The organism is Nocardia exalbida NBRC 100660 (assembly GCF_000308575.1).
GTDB classification, from domain to species: domain Bacteria; phylum Actinomycetota; class Actinomycetes; order Mycobacteriales; family Mycobacteriaceae; genus Nocardia; species Nocardia exalbida.
Genome location: NZ_BAFZ01000086.1, coordinates 1 through 13,888 on the forward strand (window position 1 = coordinate 1; position 13,888 = coordinate 13,888).

Below are 13,888 nucleotides of genomic sequence, written 5' to 3' on the forward strand. Positions count from 1 at the left end.
CTGGCGCGACATGGACACCAAACTGGCCGCCGCTCCGCTCGGCAACACCGGCAAGGTGCTGCTGCTCGGCCGGCCGGGCGGCCCCGACTTCCGGCCGTCCGAGGTGGCCCGGCTGGGTTACCTCTCCGGGATCGTCGCCACCGTCCTCGGCTGATTCCGCGGCGGCGCCGCGGGTTTCGCGCCCCGAGCGCACACCGATGCGAACTCTCGCCGCCTACCTCGTCCCGGTCCCGGCGCGGTGGATGCCGCCCAGTCGAGTCGGGCAGGATCGTTCCGCCGGACAGCACGCCGGGGGCGCAGCCGCTACACGACACGGCCGAGCGCTGTCGGCGAACGCCGCGTCCGGGGCCCGAAATCGATAGATCTTCAGACGGATTCACCGGAAGGGTCGAGCGGTAGCCGCAGCACGTGCAGCAGCTCCCCCGCGCTGGTGCGCCAGTTGCGGCTCGGCACCGGACGGAAGCCGAAGCGGTCGTATATCCGGCGGGCGTCGACCATGGCGGGCATGGTGGTGAGAGCCACCGCGGCGCGGCCTTCCGCGCGAGCCTGATCGATCACCGTGCGCACCAGAGCCGTTCCCGCACCGAGTCCGCGCGCGGACTTCGCGACAGCCAGCATGCGGAATTCCAGTTCACCCGGCAGCGCGATCTCCGCGTACGGATTGCCCGCCGGTGCGACCGTGAGCGAGCCGACGATCCGGCCCGCGTGCGTGGCGACCAGGATCCGGGCGGAGCCGGCACGGCGGCCTGCGTCGGCCAGCTCGCCCGCGTACCAGCTGCCGGCCTCCACGAAGCCCTCGCCGACGTAGACCTCCACCGTCAGCTCGCCGACCGCGTCGTACTCGTCCGGCCGCGCCTCCCGGACGACGACGCCCGCGTCCCGCACATCCATACCCGGCATGATGCCATCGACCATGACGTGGTCTACGGCACGTCCGTCCCTCCCGCGGATCCGTAGCCGGTATCTCCCGTCGCATCACGTGGGCTGTGGCGCGTCCACCTCGCGCGACCGCGCTGCCCCGAGTGCGGCGTGGCGGCGGTGCGCGGAGGACGCTCAGCCGGACCGCGCGATCTGCCAGCGATCGGGCTTGCCCGGCGGATAGACGACGGGGAGCAGATCGCCGGTCTCCGGCCAGGAACTCGTGTCCCACACGAAGCGGCCGTACACGACCTTGCCGGAGACCGAAGGACCGGTCAGGTTCCCGGTGATGGTCACGTACTGCTCGCCGGGAGCGTCGGGGCGCGGGCTCACACCGGTGATGTAGAGCGTCCCCTCCTCCGGGTTCGCCGGTTGATAGCCCCGCCTGCCGCGGATCGCGAACACGATCAGCGACACGAGCACCGCGGTCAGGGTCACCAGCGCGACGAACTCCAGCATGTCCCCATGCTAGGTGCGCGTCACACCGGGGCGAGCTCGCTGGTGCCCCGGCCGGTGCGCCGGACCTGCCAGACCGACATGCGGGTGCGTTGCGAGCGCCCGTTGCCCCGATCGATCAGCATCCGGTTGTCGGTGGTGAAGATCAGTTGAGCGCCACGCGCATTCGTCTCCGGGTTCTGGAACAGCTGGATCAACCGATCGGTCTCCTCGGCCGACAGGCACGCGCCGATGTCGTCGACGGCGAGCACGCGGCCCGCGTCCAGCGCGTCGAGCATGGCTGGCAGCACCCGCAGCAACGACAGCGTGGCGGAGGATTCGTCGGCGATCCCGAACGGAGTGTCGATGCCGTCGTGCACGAGGTTCAGGCCGACCCCGCGCCGTGCCACCATCCGCGCGTACAGGGCGTCGCGCGCGGCCTTCAGGTTGGTCAGCTCGCGCTCGAGCAGCACGGTGGTCAGGCCGTTGTCGCGCAGCAACTGGTCGGCATAGCCGGGCGAGGTGGCGCACAGGTCGATCTGTTTGCCGAGGCCGATGATGTCGGCGTCCAGCTCGCGCAGGTAATCGGCGTAGAGGGGGTCGGGCTCGGCGACGAGCAGATCGGTGATGCCCAGCTCGGCCGTACGCAGCAGCATCAGCAGCCGCACCGCGTTGTCCGGGGAGCGGGAGATGTGGCTGCCCAGCCGGTGGGCGATGGCGTCGGGTTCGGCGGGACCGCGCTGCACCTCGAGCATGGACTCGAACCATCGGTAGGCGGGCACCAGCGCGTCGGAGTACATCTGGCCCGCGAGGCTGAGCAGCAGGGCGTTCGGACGGACCAGCGGAGCCAGCGCGGTGATCCCGTACCGCGCCGCTTCGAACATCGGGCCGATCTTGATTTGTTCGCCGCTGCGCTCGAACACGATTCGCTTGCGCGAGCGCGGCTGGGTGTGCAGCCATTCGGCCGTCACATCGGCGTTGTCCAGCCGGAAACCATAGGTATACGGCACGCCTTCGGCGACGAAGGACGCCACGAATTCCGAGGGCCGCTCCGGGAATCCGAGATGCGGGGCACGCACCGGACCCGCGTACGGATCCCATCCCGTCACCGAGTGCAGCACCGCGTCGCGCATCTGCCCGAGCGCGTCGATCAGGTTCGTCTTTCCCGCAGCGGCGCCGCCGTGCACAGCGGTCACCGGCACGGCCACCGGCCCGCTCCCCTTGGTCAGCCGCAGCTCCTGCTCATCGGCCAGCGATCTGTGATTGGTCACCTGAAAACTGCGCAGCATGCCGCCATACTTCCGTCCGCTCCCGTCTCGGGCGACATCACCCCGCTGACACCCGCGATCCGCGCCGCACACCGCCTCGCGCGAGCAGGCCCCCGGACTCGCGGCAGCCACACATCGGTCGCCGGGACAAGCCCGGTGATAGCGGGTTAGCATGCCTGCACGCTGCGGTGGTTTCGCGGCGTACTGCCGGAATGTTCGATGGGATGAGGGTATCGATGGAACCGACGGTTCGTCGTCTTGTGGTTGGCAGCTCGGTGATCGCCGCGCTCGCGCTCGGCACGCTGGTCGTGGCGCCGGAAGCGGTGGCGGACGCGCCGTGTCCGGAGGGCTCCGCGCGCGTATTCCTGGCCAACAGCACGAACACCTGCCAGGGCGGCGGGACGGTCAGCTACGACCCGCCCGGCGTGGTGTCGAAAGTGTGCTCGACCGCGAGCGCCGACGTGTCCGCCGAAGCGACGTTCAAGAATCGCCGCGGCAAGCTGATCACCCAGAAGCTCGACCTGAGCGGCGGCCGCTGCGGACGATTCGACATCGCGGGTCAGCTGGGCGCCACGGTCACGGTCGGCTGAGTCGACCGCCCGGACCGAACAGCAGCGCGCTGTCGCCGAACTCGTGCCACAGATAGCCGGTGTCCACGGCTGCGGCGTAGGCCGCGGCGACGGTTTCCTCCCCCGCCACCGCGACCAGGAGATCCAGATGTGACGCGCCGGGCGCGTGCCAGCCTGTGATCAGGCCGTCCACCACCCGGGCCGGGCGATCCACTCCGAGCACCACGTCCGTCCATCCGCGCGAGGCGTGCACCAGGCCCGAGGGGTCGGCGGCGGTTTCCAGCGCCCGCGTCACCGTGGTACCGACCGCGACCACGCGTCCACCCGCGGCTTTCGTGGCATTCACCAGCCGCGCCGTAGCGGGCGGCACGACGAACCGCTCGGGGCTCGGCGGTTCCCCCGCTTCTGGTGAGGAGACCCCGGTGTGCAGGGTGATCGGCGCGAGAGCGACACCCGCGGCGATCAGATCCAGCACCAGACGCTCGGTGAAAGGGCGCGCCGCACTGGGCATTTCCGCGCTGCCCGGCACCCGGCCGAAGACCGTCGTGTAATAGGAGGCCGACCATCGCTGCGGCACATACGAATACGTGATCGGTCTGCCGTGCGCGGCCAGCAACCGAGGCACGTCGGTGGTGACGTCCGCGCTCCAAAGACGTCGCCCGTCCGGCAGCCAGGGCGTGCCCAGCGTGGCCGTGGCGCCCGGGAGTCGCAGCACGGTCCCGGACGAGAGCCGCTGCGCCGGATAGGGGGTGCGCCGCGTCGTCCGGACCTCGATCACCCAGCGGCCGTCGTCCAGCCAAGTGGAGAAGTGCAGCACCACCGGCTCGCCCTCCAGCGTGGCGTCGACTGCCGACGACATCGTCGCCGAGTTGTTCACCACCACGAGATCGCCGGGGCGCAGCCGGTCCGGTAGCTCACGGAACATGCCGTGGGTCAGTTCCCCATCGGCGACGAGCAGGCGGACGTCGTCGCGCGCGATCCCCCGCGCCTCGGGCGGGACGGCGGCATTGCGTTCCGGGGACAGGTCGAAGGACGGCAGGGTGGTGCGCACCGTCATGACGCCCGTCCGGCCACGAAATCCGCTGCGGCATACCGCCCGCTCTTGGGTTTCTCCGCGAGCAGCCGCAGCAGCGCGGGTACCACCGTCGCGGGCTCCGGCCGGTCGGAGATATCGGCGCCGGGAAACGCCGCCTGATGCATCTCGGTGCGCATGTCACCCGGGTCGAACGCGTAGATCGACAGGTCCGGATGCTCCGCCCCGAGTATCGCGGTGAGCTGGTCGAGCGCCGCCTTCGACGACCCGTATCCGCCCCATTCGGGATACGGCTCCGACGCGGCGTCGGAACTGATGTTCACCACGGCGCCGCCCGGGCGCAGCAGCGGCAGCGTGCATTGCAGAATCGCCAGTGGCGACAGCACATTCGTGCGCAGTACGCGCTCGAATTCCTCGAGCGGATAGTCCGCGAGGCGAGGCAGCGGACTCGGACCGAGGCGGCTGGCGTTGTTCACCACCAAGCCCAGTTCACCCGCAGCGCGCGCGGCATCCGCCAGCCGCGCGCGATCCGCGGGATCGGTGACGTCACCGGGGATCGCGCGGAACTCCGGTCCGAGTTCGGCGGCCACCCGCGTCAACCGGTCGGCACGACGCGCGGTCCCCAGCACCCGCCACCCCTGTTCGATCAGCGCCCGCGCGAGGGCCGCGCCGAATCCGGCCGACGCGCCGGTGACCAGTGCGGTAGGACGAGACATGATGGACCTCCTGGTAGTCGCCTACCAGTCGATCCTCATACCTCAACGGTCCTTCAGGTCAAGCGCCGATCACTCCTCGGCTTCGGCATCCTCCGCGGCCGTCTCCGGCGCGACCGCTACAGGGCCGCCCTCCAGCAGCCGCCGGAACCCCTCCTCGTCGAGGATCGGCACACCGAGTTCCTCCGCTTTGGCGGCCTTGGATCCGGGGGCGTCACCGATCACCACGAACGCGGTCTTCTTCGACACCGAGCTAGCGGCCTTGCCGCCGCGCATCAGGATCGCCTCCTTGGCGCCGTCGCGGGTGAAGCCCTGCAACGAGCCGGTCACCACGATGGACAGGCCCTCCAGGTTGCGCTCGATGGATTCGTCGCGTTCATCCTCCATCCGCACACCCGCTGCCCGCCACTTCGCCACCACGGCGCGGTGCCAGTCCACCGTGAACCACTCCGCCACCGCGGCCGCGATGGTCGGGCCCACGCCGTCGGCCGCGGCCAGTTCTTCTCCCGACGCGTGCTCGATACGGTCCAGGCTGCCGAATTCGGCGGCCAGCGCCCGCGCCGCGGTGGGCCCGACGTGCCGGATGGACAGGCCGACCAGCACCCGCCACAAAGGTCGGTCCTTGGCCACGGCCAGGTTCTCCAGCAGCCGTTTGCCGTTGGCGGAGAGGCTGCCGTTCTTGTTGGCGTAGAGCGAGGTGGTCAGTAGCGCCGCCTCGTCCAGGTCGAAGAGATCGCCCTCGTCGGTGATGGCGCCGGACTTCAGCAGATCGATCGCGCCTTCGTACCCGAGGGCCTCGATGTCGAAGGCGCCGCGGCCGGCCACGTGATAGACGCGCTCGCGCAACTGCGCCGGGCAGAACTGCTGGTTCGGGCAGCGGATGTCGGCGTCGCCCTCCTTCTCCGGGCGCAGTTCGGTGCCGCACTCGGGGCAGTGCGTCGGCATGACGAATTCGCGCGCGTCTTCGGGACGCGCGTCCACCACCGGCCCGAGCACCTCGGGGATCACGTCGCCCGCCTTGCGGATGGTGACCGTGTCGCCGATCAGCACGCCCTTGCGCTTGACCTCGGCGGCGTTGTGCAGGGTGGCCATCGCGACAGTGGATCCCGCGACGGACACCGGCTCCATCACCGCGAACGGCGTCACCCGGCCGGTGCGGCCGACGTTCACCTGGATGTTCAGCAGCTTGGTCGTCGCCTCCTCGGGCGGGTACTTGTAGGCGATCGCCCAGCGCGGGGCGCGTGAGGTGGAGCCGAGGCGGCGTTGCAGCGCGGTCTCGTCGACCTTGATCACCTGGCCGTCGATCTCGTGCTCGATGTCGTGCCGGTGCTCGCCCCAGTAGGCGACCCTTTCGATCACCGCGTCGATGCCCTGCACCCGCCTGGTGTGCTCGGACACCGGCAGACCCCACGCGGCGAGCGCGCGGTACGCCTCGTACTGCGAGGTCGGCGTGTAGCCCTCGATCCGGCCGAAGCCGTGGCAGATCATCCGCAGCCTGCGCCGCGCGGTGACCGACGGATCCTTCTGCCGCAGCGACCCGGCGGCGGTGTTGCGCGGGTTGGCGTAGGGCGGCTTGCCCTCGGCCACGATGGCGGCGTTGAGCGTCTCGAAATCCTCCAGCCGGAAATACACCTCGCCGCGGACCTCCAGCAACCGCGGGATCGGGAATTCCTCGGTGGGGGTCAGCTCGCCGGGGATGTCATCGATGGTGCGCGCGTTGAGCGTCACGTCTTCGCCGGTGCGTCCGTCGCCTCGAGTGGCGCCGCGGACCAGCCGCCCGTTCTGATAGACCAGGTTCAGCGCGACGCCGTCGATCTTCACCTCGCACAGGTAGTGCAGGTCCGGCCCCGTCTCCGCCTCCACCCGCGCGGCCCAGGCGCGCAGCTCGTCGACGTCGAACACGTTGTCCAGCGACAGCATCCGCTCGAGGTGGTCGACGGCGGTGAAGTCGGTCGCGAAGCCGCCGCCGACGAGCTGGGTCGGCGAATCCGGCGTGCGCAGGTCCGGATGTTCGTCCTCCATGGCCTGCAACCGCCGCAACATCGCGTCGAACTCGCCGTCGGAGATGATCGGCGCGTCCCGGACGTAGTAGCGGAACTGATGCTCACGCACCTCGTCCGCGAGTCGCTGCCACTCCACCCGCTGCTCTGCCGACGCCGGGGCCGCCGCGCTGTCGCTGTCACTCACCCAACGCACATTAGCGGAGGCCACCGACAGCACAGCGCCGTGTTCGCGCACGTCGCCGCACTCTCGGGCACGGATTCCGGCCGGTCCGTTTCCCCGGCCCGGCAACGAAGCGGCGGAATCGATGGCGCTCTCCGCGAGACCACGACATGCCGTTCGGAGCGGTGGGGCAGCGCCGCCGGACGGGGGCACCGATCGCGAAGACCGAACGGCCGGGCCGGGCCCGTGATTCTCCGGCGGGATGCTCGCGAGGTAGTCGTTCCAGCGCTGCGGATCCTGGTGCGCCCGCGCCCCGCGGGAGTCACTCGGCGGCTGCGCTCGTCAGGAACCACCGCGCATCGAGCGACGCACGCCCCCGGACATCAGGAGAACGAAAGTTCTTCCGGTTCCTCGGCATACGCGCGCGCGACCTCCGTGGCCAGGCGCAGCGCCCTTCGGCTCCACTCCAGCGGGACGCCCGCCAGACCGCAGGCCGGACCGACCGCCACCCGTTGCGCCAGCGTGCGGCGGCCGAAGCCGAGCCGATCGATCAGCCGCACGCCCGGCTCGGCGAAGGTCCGCCAGGTGACCTCGGTGGCCGGTGCCTTGGTCGGGACGACGCCGAGCATCAGTTGCTTGCCCGCTTCCAGTGCCTCTCCGACATCGTCGAGCTGCTCGGTGCCGATCGTGCTCAGGTCGAAACCGATCGCGTCGGCGGCGCTGCGGCGCAACAGGCCAAGCGCGGGCGGCTCCGCGCAGCTGTGCACCAGCACCGGCGCGGACTGGGCGGTGATCACAGTGTCGAGCAGGGCCAGCGCTTCCGGCTCGGGCAGGGCGCGCACGGTGTTCAGCACGCTCACCCCGCGCAGCGAGCCGTCCAGCACCGCCGACAGCGACGGCTCGTCCAACTGCAAGACGACCTGCGCGCCGAGCCGCTTGCGCACCTCCGCCACGTGCTGCGCCAACCCCTCGGCCAAGGATTCCGCGAGGTCACGCACCGCGCCGGAATCGGTGAGCACGCGATGACCGCCGGGCAGCTCGACCTGCGCGGCCAACGTCAGCGGGCCCGCAGCCTGCACCTTCACCGGATGGCCGCGACCGGACAGACCGGCGTTCTCCCACGCTTCCTCGAGCGCGTCCAGATCGGTCCGCAGCAGGTCATGGGCCCGCCGCGAGACCGCACCCGGGCGTGGCGCGAGCCGGTAGCCCCTGGGCGTTGTGTCGAATCGCAGATCCACCAGCAGCGCGGAGACCCGGCCGATCAAGTCCGCGCCCGCGCCGCGACCGGGCAATTCCACCAGATGCGGTAGCTCGCCGAGTTCACCGACGATCGTCGCGGCGGCCTCGCGCGAGTCGGCGCCCGGCCAGGAGCCGACACCGGTGGCGATGCCGCCCCGCAGGCGCACCGGCTCGGTCGCCACGTCCGTTCCGCCGTCTCGCGTCACATCATCCGTGCCGGTCTCGTCCACTGTCGCCGTACTCCGTCCGTTCGATTCCGCCATTCCGGGATTCCGTCGTCCGCAACAGCTACAGGGTCTTTCGGTCCCCGCGCCACAAGGGGCTGCGCGGGAGAGGACGGCGCCGGAGGCCGCGCCGGGCGGGCCGGATCACCGCGCCGCCTCGGCCCCCGTTTCGCTCGCGACAGGTTCCCGCACGGTACCGGAGATGGTCCCACTGCCGATCACCTCGTCGCCGTGCGGGTCCGGACGGTAGAGCACCACCGCCTGGCCACGCGCGACGCCGGTCAGCGGCTCACGCAGCCGCACGATCAGTCCGTCATCGACCGACTCGGCGACCGCGGGCGCGGTGCCGCCGTGCGCGCGTACCTGCGCCACGCACTCGATCGGGCCCGTGGGCGCGGAACCGGAGGTCCAGATCGCGCGCTCCGCCTCGATCGTCCGGACCCGCAGGTCCTCGGCCGAGCCAACGTGCACCGTGCCGGAATCGGGATCGATGCCGGTGACGTAACGCGGTTTGCCGTCGGCGGCCGGACCCGGCAATCCCAATCCCTTGCGCTGGCCGATGGTGAACCCGTGCACCCCTTCGTGCCGCGCGAGCACCTGACCGTCGGCGTCGACGACCGCGCCGGGCCGGATGCCGATCTTCGCGCCGAGAAACGCGCGAGTGTCGCCGGAGGGGATGAAGCAGATGTCGTGGCTGTCCGGCTTGTTCGCGACGGCGAGGCCGCGCTCGGCCGCCTCGGCGCGAATCCGCGGCTTGGGGGTGTCGCCCACCGGGAACATCGCGCGCGAAAGCTGCTGCGCGGTCAGCACCGCCAGCACATAGGACTGGTCCTTGTCGGCGTCGACGGCGCGGCGCAGCACGCCGTCCTCGAGCCGTGCGTAATGCCCGGTGACCACCGCGTCGAAGCCGAGCGCCACCGCGCGGTCGGCCAGCGCGGAGAACTTGATCTTCTCGTTGCAGCGCAGGCACGGATTGGGCGTCTCACCCGCCGCGTAGGCCGCGACGAAATCATCGATGACGTCTTCTTTGAAGCGGTCGGCGAAATCCCAGACGTAGAACGGGATGCCGAGCACGTCGGCGGCGCGCCGGGCGTCACCGGCGTCCTCCTTCGAGCAGCAGCCGCGCGATCCGGTGCGCAGCGTGCCCGGTGTCGCCGACAGCGCCAGATGCACGCCGACCACCTCGTGACCGGCGTCGACGGCACGTGCCGCCGCCACGGCCGAATCCACACCACCGCTCATCGCGGCGAGTACCCGCATCAGACACCTCCTTTCGCACCGGCCAGGCCCGCGGCCTTGGCCCGCTCCACCACCTGCGGCAATACTTTCAGCACGGCGTCCACGTCGGCGCGCGTCGAGGTGTGCCCCAACGAGAAGCGCAGCGAGCCGCGCGCCTGCCACGGCTCGACGCCCATGGCGATCAGCACGTGACTGGGCGTGGCGACGCCCGCGGTGCACGCCGAACCGGTCGAGCATTCGATCCCCGCCGCGTCCAGCAGCATCAGCAGCGAATCCCCTTCGCAGCCGGGAAAAGTGACGTGCACGTTGCCGGGCAGACGCCGTTCGCCCGGCGGGCCGTTGAGCACCGCGTCGGGCGCTGTGGCGCGGATCCCGTCGATCAGCGCGTCCCGCAGGGCGACGAGTTCGGCGGTGCGGACGGGCAGTTCGACCGCGGTCTGGCGCAGCGCCGCGGCCAGCCCGATCGCCGCCGCGGTGTCCGATGTCCCCGAGCGCAGGTCGCGCTCGTGGCCGCCGCCGTGCAGCAGCGGCACGCACGGCACCTGCCTGCCCAGCAGCAGCACCCCGGCGCCGTGCGGTCCGCCCACCTTGTGCCCGGCGAAGCTGGCGGCGGAAAGACCGCTCGCGCCGAAATCGATGGGCAGCTGCGCCGCCGCCTGCACCGCGTCGCTGTGCATCGGCACGCCGAATTCCGCTGCCACGGCGGCCAGCTCGGTGATCGGCTGGATGGCGCCGACCTCGTTGTTCGCCCACATCACGGTGACCAGCGCGACATCGTCGGAATGCGCGGCCAACGCGGCGCGCAGCGCGCCGGGCGCGACCATCCCTTCTGCGTCCACCGGGAGCCAGGTGACCTCGGCGCCCTCGTGCCGCTCCAGCCACTCCACCGCATCGATCACCGCGTGGTGCTCGATCGAACTGGCGATGATCCGGTTGCGGCGCGGATCGGCGTCGCGGCGCGCCCAGAAGATGCCCTTCACCGCCAGGTTGTCGCTCTCGGTGCCGCCGGAGGTGAAGATGACCTCCGAGGGCCGGGCGCCCAGGTCGGCGGCGATCGACTCGCGCGCCTCTTCGAGCAGCCGCCGGGCGGCGCGCCCCGAGCCGTGCAGGGATGAGGCATTGCCCGTGGTGCGCAGGGCAGCCGTCATCGCCTCGATGGCCGCGGGCAGCATCGGTGTGGTGGCCGCGTGATCGAGGTAGACCGTGTGGGGCGCAGCACCGTTGACCGGACCCGAAAAAGCCGACTTCATGACCAGTTAAGGATAGCCGTCACGGTGAGCCGGTTATTCCCCCCTGCTCGCGCGCCCGCGCGGGGCCGCGAAAGCCGTGCGACCGGCCGGATCTCAGGGTTCTCACCTATTGAATGTACCGCTGAATAGCGGTACGTTGTTCAACGTATTGATCGCCGGTCGGTCCGTTCGCAAGCCGGATCCGGGACCGGGACGCCGGGCGGTCGACTACCGGACGAATCGATCAGTGAGGAAGTTCCGATGGACCCACGCACCCATGGACGTACGCGACGTGTACTGGCACGCGCCGCCGCCGCGTCCGTACTCGCCCTGATGCCGCTCACCGCCGTCGCGGTGCCCGCGCTCGCCGCCCCGATCGTGCTCGAGCCCGCCGACCAGGTCGACGCGGCGCACGGCCGCCCCGGGAACGGCCACGGTGGTCACCGTCACGACGGCTGGAACAACGGACGGCACAACGACTGGGACCGGGGACGTCACGACGACTGGTTCCGCGGCCGCGACCGCCACGACGACTGGGACCACGGCAGGCCCGGTTGGCACAACGGCTTCCGCCCGCCGACCGGAAGCGGCTTCTGAGTTCTTCCACTGTTCCCGGGGCGGGCCGACATCGGCTCGCCCCGGAAACTGTGTGGAGCCAGCTCCGAATACGGTTCCACCGCGTGTCTCGGTAATGGCGTGGCCCGGACGCCAGGGGCCGTAGTCCGCTGGTAACCGCTCCGTGCCTACCGCGTGTGGCCGCGGCGCGGCATATGCGAGGCGAGCACGGCGCGGCACCGGCGCATCCGGATGGCCGCGAGTGCGGGACCCGGCTCGAAGAGCGGCGGCAGTGCCTCGGGAAGAGCGATGTCGCGGACCAGGGCGTCTCGGCCATCGAGTTCCCGAGTCGCTACTGCGCGGCGGCGGCGCTCCGGCGGCCGCGCAGCATCGCGCGGCGTGGCCTGCGTACCTCGGGGGCGTCGGCCGCGAGCGACGGATCCTGCACCCGCGTGTGCCCGGCCTCGATCCACTCCGTGGTTTCGACTGCACCACGGCGCGACACCGCGGTCCCGCGGACGACGGCCTCGCAGCGGCGGGCCAGCTCGCGCCGGTCCGTGCCGGGTTCCAGCACCGGTTCCAGCACCACCTCGGCGACCATCCCGCGCGAGCGCAGCACCCGCCGCGCGGAAGAGGCGAAGGTGTCGGCGCCGACGAACGCGGGCACCGTGCACGGCACGCCGTGCCGGTCCAGGTACCGCAATCGCACCGGCTGCACGGGGGTGCCGGTGTCCACGGCCGCTTGGAACAGCGCGGAACGCATGGTGCCGTAGGCGCGGCCGCACCAGGTGGTGCCCTCGGGGAAGACGCCGATCCGCTCGCCCGCGGCCAGCCGCGCTCCCACCGCGGTCACCACGCCGGGCAGCTGCCGGAGGCTCTCGCGCTCGATCGGGATCACCCGCATCAGTTTGGCGAGCTTGCCGATCAGCGGCCAGTCCACCATGTCCGCGCGGGCCACGAAGCCGAGTGGCTGCACCGAGGCCAGCGCGACGATGTCGGTCCAGCCGATGTGCCCGGTGACGATCAGCACGCCACGGCCCGCCGTCCCGAAGCCCGCGGGTGCGAGCGCGGCGTCGCCCTCATCGACGACACCGCGCTCGTTCACGACCCCTCCGTTGTCGACGATCCGCAGCCGCATGCCCAGGCAACCGAGCAGCAGGCGAGCGTAGCCGCGCTGCAACGGCACGCGCTTGCCCCGTGGTGTCACCGCGTTCGCGAACGGGAAGCTGAGCAGCAGTCCGGCGACCCCGGCCAACCGGGCGGCCACCCGCGCCGGTCCGACCCCATCGGTCGAATCCAGGCAGCCGGGCCCGCAGGGGCTCGACGGCATCCAAGCGTGCGCGGTGGACATCGCGGGCGGCGCATCGAAAACCACGGTCCTCACCGTCCCCCGTCGAGCGACGCGGCCGCGTCTTGTAGTCGGTCGAGGTAGCGGGTGTTGATGGTGTCCAACCCGAGCAGCACGACGAAGTCGGCGACCGCGAAATCGGGATCGTGCGCGGGTTCGCCGCACACCTCCGCGCCCAGCCGCAGGTACCCGCGCACCAGCGGGGGCAGCTTCGGCCGGGACGGCGGCGTCAGTTCGTCCAGGGACTTGCCGTCGACGATCACCGGGTTGTGCGGGTGCACCCGGCGCTCCGGGTCGGAGGCGTGCCTGCCGAGCAGCATGTCGCGCACGCCGCGCACGTTCACCCCGGGCGGGTCGGCCGGGCTGTCCTGCATCGGCACCGACACGCAGCCCATCACCCACTCGTAGCCGGTGAGCTGGATGTAGTGCAGAATGCCCGCCCACATGAGCGTGAGCACCGAGCCGTTGCGGTGGTCGGGCACCACGCAGGCGCGGCCCATCTCGACGATCCGCATCCCCTCCGGATCCAGTTGGGCGAGATCGAATTCCGTCGCCGTGTAATACCCGCCCGCGGCGGCGACTCGGTCCGGCGGCAACATCCGGTAGCAGCCGACGAACTCGCCGCTGGCGTCGTCGCGCACCAGCATGTGGTCGCAGTGCTCGTCGAATCGGTCGGCGTCCAGGCCGGTTCCGGCATCCGGGATCCGGAAGCCCGGCTCGTTCGCGAACACGTTGTAGCGCAGGCGCTGTGCGGCGACACGGTGGTCGCGGTCGGAGGAGACCACCAGCGAGTAGCGCGGCCGCCCCTCCCCGGAGTCCGTCGCTCGAGCCGGGGCTGTCAACACGGACGAAATAGTCATATCCATGATGAAGCCAGTCCGACAATGCGCCTCAGCAACCTCGAAGTGTCGCCGCGATGCCGGTTGGGTTAACGAGACGGCGGTCACACCGAGCG

General features: G+C 71.0%; 13 protein-coding genes and 1 pseudogene. 3 read left to right on the forward strand and 11 right to left on the reverse strand.

Features of this window, described 5'->3' with window-relative positions; all coding sequences use genetic code 11:
• Nucleotides 1-154, forward strand: a pseudogene (locus ON29_RS37180) (amino acid-binding protein); the annotation flags it as partial.
• Between the two features lie 212 nt (nt 155-366).
• Here the strand turns inward: ON29_RS37180 and ON29_RS20565 are convergent.
• The 3 genes from ON29_RS20565 to ON29_RS20575 all read right to left on the reverse strand — a co-directional run bounded on the left by ON29_RS20565 (nt 367) and on the right by ON29_RS20575 (nt 2,642).
• A complete protein-coding gene (locus ON29_RS20565; RefSeq protein ID WP_083863899.1) occupies nt 367-900 on the reverse strand; it encodes a GNAT family N-acetyltransferase in 534 nt (177 codons plus the stop codon).
• Between the two features lie 153 nt (nt 901-1,053).
• Complete coding sequence (locus ON29_RS20570; protein ID WP_040868584.1) at nt 1,054-1,377, reverse strand: hypothetical protein; 324 nt, start codon at nt 1,375-1,377, stop codon at nt 1,054-1,056.
• Between the two features lie 20 nt (nt 1,378-1,397).
• Nucleotides 1,398-2,642 carry an AAA family ATPase gene (locus tag ON29_RS20575; RefSeq protein WP_040868586.1) on the reverse strand — a complete coding sequence of 415 codons (1,245 nt, stop codon included), beginning with the start codon at nt 2,640-2,642 and terminating at the stop codon, nt 1,398-1,400.
• Between the two features lie 215 nt (nt 2,643-2,857).
• Here ON29_RS20575 and ON29_RS20580 point away from each other — a divergent pair, with 215 nt between their 5' ends.
• Nucleotides 2,858-3,211 (forward strand): hypothetical protein, encoded by a 354-nt coding sequence (locus ON29_RS20580; protein WP_157172841.1) that lies wholly within the window; start codon nt 2,858-2,860, stop codon nt 3,209-3,211.
• Here ON29_RS20580 and ON29_RS20585 read toward each other — a convergent pair.
• From ON29_RS20585 to ON29_RS20610, 6 genes are all read right to left on the reverse strand, one after another.
• Nucleotides 3,198-4,247 (reverse strand): S-adenosylmethionine:tRNA ribosyltransferase-isomerase, encoded by a 1,050-nt coding sequence (locus tag ON29_RS20585; RefSeq protein ID WP_040868590.1) that lies wholly within the window; start codon nt 4,245-4,247, stop codon nt 3,198-3,200. The genes ON29_RS20580 and ON29_RS20585 overlap by 14 nt on opposite strands.
• Nucleotides 4,244-4,939, reverse strand: coding sequence for an SDR family NAD(P)-dependent oxidoreductase (locus tag ON29_RS20590; protein ID WP_040868592.1), 696 nt, complete (start codon nt 4,937-4,939; stop codon nt 4,244-4,246). Before ON29_RS20590 ends, ON29_RS20585 begins: the two co-directional genes overlap by 4 nt.
• 69 nt (nt 4,940-5,008) lie before the next feature.
• Complete coding sequence (gene ligA, locus ON29_RS20595) at nt 5,009-7,123, reverse strand: NAD-dependent DNA ligase LigA (protein WP_040868594.1); 2,115 nt, start codon at nt 7,121-7,123, stop codon at nt 5,009-5,011.
• A 359-nt stretch (nt 7,124-7,482) separates the two neighbouring features.
• A complete protein-coding gene (locus ON29_RS20600) occupies nt 7,483-8,568 on the reverse strand; it encodes a methionine synthase (RefSeq protein WP_373283895.1) in 1,086 nt (361 codons plus the stop codon).
• 138 nt (nt 8,569-8,706) lie between these two features.
• Nucleotides 8,707-9,822, reverse strand: a complete 1,116-nt coding sequence (mnmA, locus tag ON29_RS20605) for a tRNA 2-thiouridine(34) synthase MnmA (RefSeq protein WP_040868596.1) — start codon at nt 9,820-9,822, stop codon at nt 8,707-8,709.
• On the reverse strand, nt 9,822-11,051 hold the full coding sequence (locus ON29_RS20610; RefSeq protein ID WP_040868597.1) for a cysteine desulfurase family protein: 1,230 nt from the start codon (nt 11,049-11,051) through the stop codon (nt 9,822-9,824). The genes mnmA and ON29_RS20610 overlap by 1 nt, the downstream gene beginning before the upstream one ends.
• 240 nt (nt 11,052-11,291) lie before the next feature.
• Between ON29_RS20610 and ON29_RS36000 the strand changes: the two genes are divergently transcribed.
• A complete protein-coding gene (locus ON29_RS36000) occupies nt 11,292-11,627 on the forward strand; it encodes a hypothetical protein (protein ID WP_040868599.1) in 336 nt (111 codons plus the stop codon).
• Between the two features lie 310 nt (nt 11,628-11,937).
• Here the strand turns inward: ON29_RS36000 and ON29_RS20620 are convergent, their stop codons facing one another.
• Both ON29_RS20620 and ON29_RS20625 read right to left on the reverse strand, forming a co-directional pair.
• Nucleotides 11,938-12,960: a lysophospholipid acyltransferase family protein gene (locus ON29_RS20620; protein WP_245549040.1), complete on the reverse strand. Its 1,023-nt coding sequence runs from the start codon at nt 12,958-12,960 to the stop codon at nt 11,938-11,940.
• A 5-nt stretch (nt 12,961-12,965) separates the two neighbouring features.
• Nucleotides 12,966-13,793 (reverse strand): GNAT family N-acetyltransferase, encoded by an 828-nt coding sequence (locus ON29_RS20625; protein WP_040868625.1) that lies wholly within the window; start codon nt 13,791-13,793, stop codon nt 12,966-12,968.
• Nucleotides 13,794-13,888: the final 95 nt, after the last annotated feature.